The 9,046-nt window shown below is 68.8% G+C and carries 8 protein-coding genes; 7 read left to right on the top strand and 1 reads right to left on the bottom strand.

Going from position 1 to position 9,046, the window contains the following annotated elements:
* The first annotated feature begins 156 nt into the window (after nt 1-156).
* The 5 genes from DCO49_RS18265 (at nt 157) to thrC (ending at nt 6,211) form a co-directional block, all read left to right on the top strand.
* Nucleotides 157-1,119, top strand: a complete 963-nt coding sequence (locus DCO49_RS18265; protein WP_116865206.1) for a DMT family transporter — start codon at nt 157-159, stop codon at nt 1,117-1,119.
* A gap of 138 nt (nt 1,120-1,257) precedes the next feature.
* Nucleotides 1,258-1,392, top strand: a complete 135-nt coding sequence (locus DCO49_RS20670) for a hypothetical protein (protein WP_256643655.1) — start codon at nt 1,258-1,260, stop codon at nt 1,390-1,392.
* Between the two features lie 84 nt (nt 1,393-1,476).
* The gene (gene thrA / locus DCO49_RS18260; protein ID WP_116865205.1) at nt 1,477-3,981 is read left to right on the top strand and encodes a bifunctional aspartate kinase/homoserine dehydrogenase I; all 2,505 of its coding nucleotides are present in this window, start codon (nt 1,477-1,479) and stop codon (nt 3,979-3,981) included.
* Nucleotides 3,978-4,892: a homoserine kinase gene (locus DCO49_RS18255; RefSeq protein ID WP_116865204.1), complete on the top strand. Its 915-nt coding sequence runs from the start codon at nt 3,978-3,980 to the stop codon at nt 4,890-4,892. Before thrA ends, DCO49_RS18255 begins: the two co-directional genes overlap by 4 nt.
* A 29-nt stretch (nt 4,893-4,921) precedes the next feature.
* Nucleotides 4,922-6,211 carry a threonine synthase gene (gene thrC, locus DCO49_RS18250; protein ID WP_116865208.1) on the top strand — a complete coding sequence of 430 codons (1,290 nt, stop codon included), beginning with the start codon at nt 4,922-4,924 and terminating at the stop codon, nt 6,209-6,211.
* A gap of 48 nt (nt 6,212-6,259) precedes the next feature.
* Here the strand turns inward: thrC and DCO49_RS18245 are convergent, their stop codons facing one another.
* Complete coding sequence (locus tag DCO49_RS18245; RefSeq protein WP_116865207.1) at nt 6,260-7,012, bottom strand: helix-turn-helix domain-containing protein; 753 nt, start codon at nt 7,010-7,012, stop codon at nt 6,260-6,262.
* A 140-nt stretch (nt 7,013-7,152) separates the two neighbouring features.
* Between DCO49_RS18245 and hisS the strand changes: the two genes are divergently transcribed.
* Together hisS and DCO49_RS18235 are read left to right on the top strand one after the other, a co-directional pair.
* Complete coding sequence (gene hisS / locus DCO49_RS18240) at nt 7,153-8,550, top strand: histidine--tRNA ligase (RefSeq protein ID WP_116865203.1); 1,398 nt, start codon at nt 7,153-7,155, stop codon at nt 8,548-8,550.
* Nucleotides 8,547-8,843, top strand: coding sequence for a hypothetical protein (locus DCO49_RS18235; RefSeq protein WP_116865202.1), 297 nt, complete (start codon nt 8,547-8,549; stop codon nt 8,841-8,843). Before hisS ends, DCO49_RS18235 begins: the two co-directional genes overlap by 4 nt.
* The last annotated feature ends 203 nt before the right edge of the window (nt 8,844-9,046 follow it).

Below are 9,046 nucleotides of genomic sequence, written 5' to 3'. Positions count from 1 at the left end.
CTCGGCTGACTTTTGCCGTCGTGGTTACAAGGAGCCGAGCATGGGCTCGGCTCTACACGTAGGAAGTGCCGGGCCAGGGCAGTAGCCTCGGTCAAGACGCCGCGTCCATCGCCCCCTACACTGCGCGGCCTGTTCTCTCCCCCCGAAGAACCTGCTATGCGCAACAACCCGATGGCCCTGGGCATCGCCAATGGCGTTGCCGCTGGCGCGCTGTGGGGCGTGGTCTTCCTCGCGCCTGCCGTGCTGCATTCCTTCAACGCACTGCAACTGTCCGCCGGCCGCTATCTGGTCTACGGACTGATCGCGGTGATCCTGCTGTTGCCGCGCTGGACGCGTTTGGCGCCGCAGCTGGGTCGTGCGGAATGGATGGGCCTGCTGTGGCTCAGCCTGGCCGGCAACCTGGTGTATTTCCTGCTGCTGGCCACGGCCGTGCAGTGGGCCGGTGGCGCGGCGGCCTCGCTCATCGTCGGCCTGATCCCGGTGGTAGTGACCCTGGTCGGCGTGCGCGAAAAGGGTGCGGTGCCGTTGAAACAACTGTTGCCCGCGCTGGGGCTGTGCGTGCTGGGCGTGGCCCTGGTGGGCTGGGAATCGCTGATGTCCGAGCATCTGGGCACGCCGTGGCGGCAGCGCCTGATCGGCCTGGTCTGCGCCTTTGGTGCGCTGTTTTCCTGGGCGCTGTACTCGGTGGGCAACAGCCGCTGGCTGGCCCGGCGTGCCGATCTGTCCAGCCATGACTGGTCGCTGCTGACCGGGGTCACCACCGGCGGCCTGTCGCTCTTGCTGGTGCCAATGGCCTTCATCGGCCAGACCGCCGGCCACACCGCCGGCCACACCCCCGCGCATTGGAGCCTGTTCTGGCTGATCAGTGCCGGCGTCGCGGTCATCGCCTCGATCATCGGCAACGCGTTCTGGAACCGTGCCAGCCGCCTGTTGCCGTTGACCCTGACCGGGCAGATGATCGTGTTCGAAACCCTGTTCGCGCTGCTCTACGCCTTCGCCTGGCAGTGGCGCTGGCCGACCCTGCTGGAGGCGCTGGCGATCGTGTTCCTGGTGGCAGGCGTGCTGCTGTGTGCCCACGCGCACCGCGCTCCGCGTGCGATCGCCGAACATGCCGGCTGATTGCTGGCCTCAAGCGCTCTGATGCCCGGTTTGTCTCAGTTGCAACCAAATGGCTGCACGTTGGGCGATGATCGAAACAAAATATTTTTGCATCGCAGCACTTGACAGGCCCCCGGCGCACGGTGTTTTCTGTGCGCCATGGTCTTCGATGCCGCCCTCGCCAGCCTGATTGCCCCCGCTACCGCGGGCGGGTCGACTGCGCCGGTCGCCATCACCACCATTATTACCACCACCGCCACCACTGCCCTGGTGCGGCCCGTCGTCTTCGTGTAACTCCCGAAAACAACGGCCCCGCACCATCCAGGTGACGGGGAAACCCACCACCTGCATGTGACGGGGCCTCCTACCGAGGTCTGCATGTCTTTCCACGCCCCCGCCCATCCCGCTGCACCGGCCAGCCTGGCCGCACCGTCCACCGTCGTGCACAAGTTCGGCGGCACCTCGGTGGCCAACGCCGAACGCTACCGCCATGTGGCCGGCCTGCTGCTGGCCCGTCCCGAGCCGCTGCAGGTCACTGTCGTATCGGCGATGAAGGGCGTCACCGATGCGCTGATCGAGCTGGCCCAGCTGGCGGCACGCGGCGATGCAGGCTGGCGCGAGGCCTGGCATGCCCTGCGTGCACGCCATCGCGGCGCGGCCGTGGCTCTGCTCGGCGAGCAGGTGGGCGAGACCGTGGAGTGGATCGACGTGCGCTTCGACCACCTGGCCAAAGTGCTCGGCGCGCTGGCGGTGATCGGTGAGCTGCCGCGCGAGGTGCTGGACCGCGTGCAGGGGCTTGGCGAAGTGTTCTCGGCGCAGCTGCTGGGCGTGCACCTGCAGGCACTCGGCGAGGAGTGCGCGGTGCTGGACGCACGTGATGTCCTGGTCGTCGGCCATGGCGAACTGGGCGTGGACGTGGACTGGGAGGCCAGCGCCGACCGCCTGGCGAAATGGCGCCTGCAGCACCCGCAGTCGCGCGTGGTCGCCACCGGTTTCGTCGCCCGCGATCGCGAAGACCGCATCACCACGCTGGGCCGCAACGGCAGCGACTACTCCGGCGCGATCTTCGCAGCGCTGTTCAACGCCGATGAGCTGCACATCTGGACCGACGTCGATGGCGTGCTGTCGGCCGATCCGCGGCTGGTGCCGGAGGCCGTGCAGCTGGAGGCGCTCAGCTACGACGAAGCCTGTGAGCTGGCCTATTTCGGCGCCAAGGTCGTGCATCCGCAGACGATGTCGCCGGCCATCCGCCTGGGCCTGCCGATCTTCATCCGCAACACCTTCCATCCGGTGCACCCGGGCACGCGCATCAGTGCCGAACGCTCGCCGCGCGGGCCAGTGAAGGGCCTGACCCTGAGCCCCGACCTGGCTCTGCTGAACCTGGAAGGCACCGGACTGATGGGCGTGCCGGGCACCGCCGAACGCGTGTTCTCGGCCCTGCGCCAGGCGCAGGTGTCGGTGGTGATGATCTCGCAGGGGTCTTCCGAACACTCCATCTGCTGCGTGGTGAAGGCCGGCGAGGCTGCGCGTGGTCGCGAGGCCCTGCTGCATGCGTTCGCCCACGAACTGGCGGTGGGCCAAGTGCAGCGCGTGCAGGTCGGCGAGGGCGTCAGCGTGCTGGCCGCCGTGGGTGACGGCATGGCCGGCCAGCCCGGCGTGGCCGCACGCCTGTTCGAGGCGCTGGGCCGTGCACAGGTGAACATCCTGGCGATCGCGCAGGGGTCGTCCGAGCGCAACATCTCCGTGGCCGTGGCCAGCGCCGATGCAACGCGCGCCCTGCGTGCCGCACATGCCGGTTTCTGGCTCTCGCCGCAGACTTTTGCGGTGGGCGTGATCGGGCCGGGCAATGTCGGTGCGGCGCTGCTGGACCAGCTGCTGGCCGCGCGCCCGCAGCTGCTGGCCAAGGCCAATGTCGACCTGCGCCTGCGTGCGCTGGCCTCGCGTTCGCGCATGCGCCTGGAAGCCGATGTCCTGCACGCCGACTGGCGGCAGGCGCTGCACGAGGATGGCCAGACCAGCAACCTGGACGCCTTCACCGAACACCTGCTGGCCGCACACCTGCCGCACGCGGTGGTGATCGACTGCAGTGGCAGCGCCGAAGTGGCCGAGCGCTACGAGGGCTGGCTGGCCGCCGGCATCCATGTGGTCACTCCGAACAAACAGGCGGGATCGGGTCCGCTGTCGCGCTACCAGCGCATCCATGCCGCTGCCGCCGCCAGTGGCGCGCGCTTCCGTTACGAGGCCACGGTAGGCGCCGGCCTGCCGGTGATCACCACGCTGCGCGACCTGGTCGATACCGGCGATGAAGTGCTGGCGGTGGAGGGCATCTTCTCCGGCACGCTGGCCTGGCTGTTCAACCGCTTCGACGGCAGCCAGCCGTTCTCCGAGCTGGTGGCGCAGGCGCGTTCGATGGGCTACACCGAGCCGGACCCGCGCGATGACCTGTCCGGCGTTGACGTGGCGCGCAAGCTGGTGATCCTCGCCCGTGAGGCCGGCCACGCGCTCAGCCTGGAACAGGTGCAGGTGGAAAGCCTGGTGCCGGCGCTGCTGCGCGATGGCAGCGTGGATGGCTTCATGGCCCGCCTGGGTGAATCCGATGCCAGCCTGCTGCAGCGCCTCGAAGAGGCCCGGGCGCGTGGTGCGGTACTGCGCTATGTCGCCCGGCTCGATGCGGAGGGTGCATCAGTGGGCCTGCAGGAACTGCCGGCCCACCACACCTTCGCCAACCTGCGCCTGACCGACAACGTGGTGCAGTTCCGCACCCGTCGTTACTGCGACAACCCGCTGGTGGTGCAGGGCCCGGGTGCCGGGCCGGAAGTCACCGCTGCCGGCGTGTTCGCCGACCTGCTGCGTGTGGCCGCCGGCGAAGGAGCGCGGCTGTGATTGCACGCGCATTCGCACCCGCGTCCGTGGCCAACGTGGCGGTGGGCTTCGACATTCTCGGCCATGCCATTGCCGGCATCGGCGATACCGTGACGGTGCGACGCATCGACGAGCCGACCGTGCGCATCGACGCCATCCGCGGCAGCGCCGTCGAGCTTCCGCGGGATGCGCCGGGCAACACGGCCGGGGCCGCGCTGATCTCGCTGCGCGAGGGCCTGGGTCTTTCGTATGGCTTCGCTGTCGAGATCGACAAGGGCATTCCGTTCGGCTCGGGCATGGGCGGTTCGGCCGCCTCGTGCGTGGCCGCGCTGGTGGCCGCCAACGCGCTGCTCGATGCACCGCTGCCGCGCGAAGCGCTGTATCCGCATGCGCTGGATGGCGAGGCAGTGGCCAGCGGCGGGCGCCACGGCGACAACGTCGGGCCGCTGCTGCTGGGCGGACTGGCGCTGTGCACGGCTGAACGCCTGGTGCCGATCCCGGTGCCGGCCAGCTGGCACAGCCTGCTGGTGCATCCGCACGCGGTGCTGGAGACCCGGAGCGCGCGCGCGGCACTGCAGGGCAGCTATGCGCTGGGCGAATTCGTCGCGCAGAGCGCCAACCTTGCCCTGGTGCTCAGTGGTTGCCATCGCAGTGATGCGGCCCTGGTGCGTGCCGGCCTGCGCGACGTGCTGGTGGAACCGCGCCGCGCCGCACTGATCGCCGGCTTCGACGCTGCACGCGATGCGGCATTGGCAGCCAACGCGATGGGTGCGGGCATTTCCGGTGCTGGCCCGAGTGTGTTTGCCTGGTTTGAGGATGCCGACCAGGCCCATGCCGCTGCTGCGCCCGTGCGCGCGGCGTTTGCCGCCGCAGGCGTCGACAGCGAAGCCTGGGTCTCGCCGCTGGACGCTGCTGGAGCGCGACTGTGCTGAATCCTTCCCCCTTGCTGGATACCGAGCTCATGCAATTCGTTTCGACCCGAGGGCATGCGCCCGCTGTTGGCCTGAGTGCCGCCATCGCCGCCGGCCTGGCCCCGGATGGCGGCCTGTATGTGCCCGACGTGCTGCCCGCGCCGCGCGAACTGCACGCCGGTGCCACCCTCGCCGAGACCGCTGCCGATCTGCTGGCGCGTTTTTTCGAAGGTGATCCGCTGCAGGACGCACTGCCGGAGATCTGCCGCGAGGCTTTCGATTTCCCGGTGCCGCTGCGTCCGCTGGGCCGCGACGGCGACCATGTGCTGGAGCTGTTCCATGGCCCGACCGCCGCGTTCAAGGACATCGGCGCGCGCTTCCTTGCCGGTACGTTGTCGCGCCTGCAGGCGGGCAAGGACCGTGACCTGACGATTGTCGTGGCCACTTCGGGCGATACCGGTGCCGCAGTGGCGGCGGCCTTCCATGGCCAGCCAGGCGTGCGCGTGGTGGTGCTGTATCCCGATGGCCGTGTTTCGCCGCGCCAAGCACACCAGCTCGGCTGCTTCGGCGATAACATCCAGGCGCTGCGCGTGGCCGGCTCGTTCGATGACTGCCAGGCGATGGTCAAGCAGGCGCTGGCCGACACTGGCCTGCAGGCGCAGGTGCCGCTCAGTTCGGCCAACAGCATCAGTCTGGGTCGGCTGCTGCCACAGATGAGCTATTACGCGCATGCGGCGCTGACCCATCACGCGCGCACGCGGCGCCGCCTCAACCTGGTGGTGCCGACCGGCAATCTGGGCAATGCGATGGCGGCCGTGCTGGCCCGTGCACTGGGCGTGCCCATTGGCCAGATCGTGTTGGCCACCAATGCCAATGCGGTGCTGCCGGCCTACTTCAATGGCGGCGACTACCAGCCGCAGGCCAGCGTGGCAACCGTGGCCAACGCAATGGATGTGGGCGCGCCAAGCAACTTCGAGCGCCTGCGCTGGCTGTATGCCGATGACGATGGCGAACTGCGTGCCGCCTTCCGTGCATTCGCGGTGGATGACGTGACCATCCGCGCGACCATCGCCAGTGCGCACGCCAGCAGGGGCGAGCTGTTCTGCCCGCACACCGCCACTGCGGTGAAAGTGCTGCAGGACCTGCGTGCGCGCGGCGCCAAGGGCGACTGGGCGGTGGTGTCAACGGCGCACCCGGCCAAGTTCGAGGCGGTGGTGGAGCCGTTGATCGGTGAAAGCGTGGCGGTGCCGCCGGCACTGGACGCGCTGCTGCAGCGGCCGGCGCATGCCGAGCCGCTGGCCGCTGATTACGCGGCGCTGCGCGAGGTGTTGTTGCGGTGAGGCGGGTGGTGCCGGCCGCTGGCCGGCAACACCCTGACCGCGCGACGGTCAGGCCAGCCCCTCGCCCGCCAGCGTGCGCAGCCCATCCTCGCCGAGGATCTCCACCACGTTCAGATGAGGCAGGGCGATCAGGCCCTGCTGGCGCAGCTTGGTGAAGGTGCGGCTGACCGTTTCCATGGTCAGGCCGAGATGGTCGGCGATGTCGCCGCGGCCCATCGGCAGCGACACGCGCAGGCCATCGCCGCCCAGCCTGGCCTCGCGTGCGGCCAGGCGCAGCAGGAAGTCAGCCAGCTTCTCCGCCGGTTGCAGGCGGGCCAGCGCCAGCGCGGCGTCCTGGGCGGCATCCAGTTCCTGGCAGGCGCGCTGCAGCAGCTTGCGCTCCAGGTGCGGGAAGCGGCCACGCAGCGCCTTCATCTGCGGCAGGGCCACGCGGCAGACACGGCTGTCAGCGATGGCTTCAATATCGTGGCGATGGTGGTCGCTGCCACTCAGGCCGAGGTAATCACCCGGCAGCACGAACCCGTTGATCTGGCGACGGCCATCGGGCAGCGTGCGCACCAGACGCAGTGCACCCGCGGTCAATGTATAGACATGCTGGCGTTCTTCGCCGGTGCGGGCCAGGGTGCTGCCAAGGCCCACCTGCTGCGAGACGGTCACCTGCTCCAGTGCCTGAACTTCATCGGGCGACAGCGCCGAGCAGACCGCCAGGTGGCGGACCGAGCAGTGCAGGCAGTCCAAGGTAGTGCAGGACGGCGCAGCGTCGTCGTGGGCGGCGGACGGAGCGCCGGAAGGCCGGGACATGGTGCGGAGGCGTATCACGGGCGGGGGAGGGCTTTATGATACTTCATGCGGCCTTATGGCCCCTGATCGGCGGCATGAGCCATGGGGGGCGGTAGAATGTCGCCCCCTCCCACGTTCCCGTTCCTGCAGGAGTTCCGCCCGTGATCAAGCCCCGTACCCCGCCCGGCACCCTTGAACTGTTGCCGCGCGAGCAGATTGCGTTCCAGCGCATGCTGGACGTCATCCGCCGCAACTACGAGCGCTTCGGGTTCCTGCCGGTGGAAACGCCCGTGTTCGAGCTGTCCGACGTCCTGCTGACCAAGTCCGGTGGCGAGACCGAGCGCCAGGTGTACTTCGTGCAGTCCACCGGCGCACTGGCCAACGCCGCCGAATCGGGCGACCGTTCGCTGCCGGAGATGGCGCTGCGTTTCGACCTGACCGTGCCGCTGGCCCGCTACGTGGCCGAGCACGAGCACGAGCTGACCTTCCCGTTCCGCCGCTACCAGATGCAGCGCGTGTACCGCGGCGAGCGGGCCCAGCGTGGCCGCTTCCGCGAGTTCTACCAGTGCGACATCGACGTGATCGGCAAGGACAGCTTGAGCGTGCGTTACGACGCCGAAGTGCTGGCCGTCATCCACGCCGTGTTCTCCGAGCTGCGCATCGGTGATTTCAGCATCCAGCTGAACAACCGCAAGCTGATGCGCGGTTTCTTCGAAAGCCTGGGCGTGGCCGAAGGCGACCGCCAGCTGGCCGTGCTGCGCGAAGTGGACAAGCTGGACAAGCGCGGCGCCGATTACGTGCGCGAAACCCTGGTGGGCGAGGGCTTCGACATCCCGGGCGAGCAGGTCGAGAAGATCCTGGCGTTCGTCGCAGTGCGCTCGAAGGGCCATGAAGACGCGCTGGCCCAGCTGGCCGCCCTTGAAGCCGGTGGCGCCTCGTCGGAAACCCTGCGCAACGGCGTGGCCGAGCTGCGCGAAGTGCTGCAGCTGGTGCAGGCGCTGGGCGTGCCGGAGACCGCCTACTGCCTGAACTTCTCCATCGCCCGCGGCCTGGATTACTACACCGGCACCGTCTACGAGACCACGCTGACTGACCACCCGCAGATCGGTTCGATCTGCTCGGGCGGCCGTTACGAAGACCTGGCCAGCCACTACAGCAAGTCCAAGCTGCCGGGCGTGGGTATCTCCATCGGCCTGTCGCGACTGTTCTGGCAGCTGCGCGAAGCCGGTCTGATCGACGGCATCGAAGCCAGCAGCGTGCAGGCGCTGGTGGCACTGATGGACGAGCAGGGCATGGCGCAGTCGCTGGACATCGCCCGCCGCCTGCGCAGCGGTGGCATCAACACCGAAGTGCAGATGGAGCCGAAGAAGATCGGCAAGCAGTTCCAGTACGCGGCCAAGGCCGGCATCCGCTTCGTGGTCCTGGCCGGCGAGGACGAGCTTGCCCGCGGCGTCGTGGCAGTGAAGGACCTGGTGCGCGAGCAGCAGTTCGAAGTCTCCCGCGACGAACTGGCCAGCACCCTGCAGGTCGAGCTGGAACAGTCCAAGGTCATGGCGTGACCCGCGCCGCCGCAGGGGCGCTGAGCGTGCTCCTGCTGGCGGGCTGCCAGAGCGACCCGGCGCTGCACAGCGCCCGGACCGGTCCGGCGCAGTACCGGCTGCAGGTTGATCGCTGCCATGTGATCGACCGCGCGCAGCTGGAGAGCGACCTGCGCACCCTGGCCGCGCGGACGTGCCCGGCGGGCGCGGAACCGCTGCAGGACATCCAGTCCCTGCCGAGCCGGCAGGGCAGCCTGTTCGGTGAATGCCTGCGGCGCGGCGCGCTGCAGGCCGAGGTCCGCTGTAAGCCCTGAGTCGGGTCAGGTTATTGATTTGAAAGCAGAACGCCCACCCTTGATGGGCGTTTTCGTTTCCGGACGTAAAGCAGTCGAGCATGGCTCGACTCTACAGAAGCCGGTTTCGATCCCATCCACGCCGCTCTGACAGATCGCGGCCAACTGTCGAAGGCGGGGAGGGTCCGGTTGAGGGGGCGTGAGCCGCATGGATGCGGCGACCG

It is taken from the genome of Stenotrophomonas sp. SPM (genome assembly GCF_003105135.1).
In the GTDB taxonomy this organism is placed as follows: domain Bacteria; phylum Pseudomonadota; class Gammaproteobacteria; order Xanthomonadales; family Xanthomonadaceae; genus Stenotrophomonas.
Note: the sequence above shows the minus strand (reverse complement) of the source record. Positions and strands in the feature narration are given on the sequence as shown.

Coding starts and splice junctions, on each gene's coding strand:
- DCO49_RS18265 (WP_116865206.1), top strand. CDS start 157: ATGCGCAACAACCCGATGGCCCTGGGCATCGCCAATGGCGTTGCCGCT.
- DCO49_RS20670 (WP_256643655.1), top strand. CDS start 1,258: ATGGTCTTCGATGCCGCCCTCGCCAGCCTGATTGCCCCCGCTACCGCG.
- thrA (WP_116865205.1), top strand. CDS start 1,477: ATGTCTTTCCACGCCCCCGCCCATCCCGCTGCACCGGCCAGCCTGGCC.
- thrC (WP_116865208.1), top strand. CDS start 4,922: ATGCAATTCGTTTCGACCCGAGGGCATGCGCCCGCTGTTGGCCTGAGT.
- DCO49_RS18245 (WP_116865207.1), bottom strand. CDS start 7,012: ATGTCCCGGCCTTCCGGCGCTCCGTCCGCCGCCCACGACGACGCTGCG.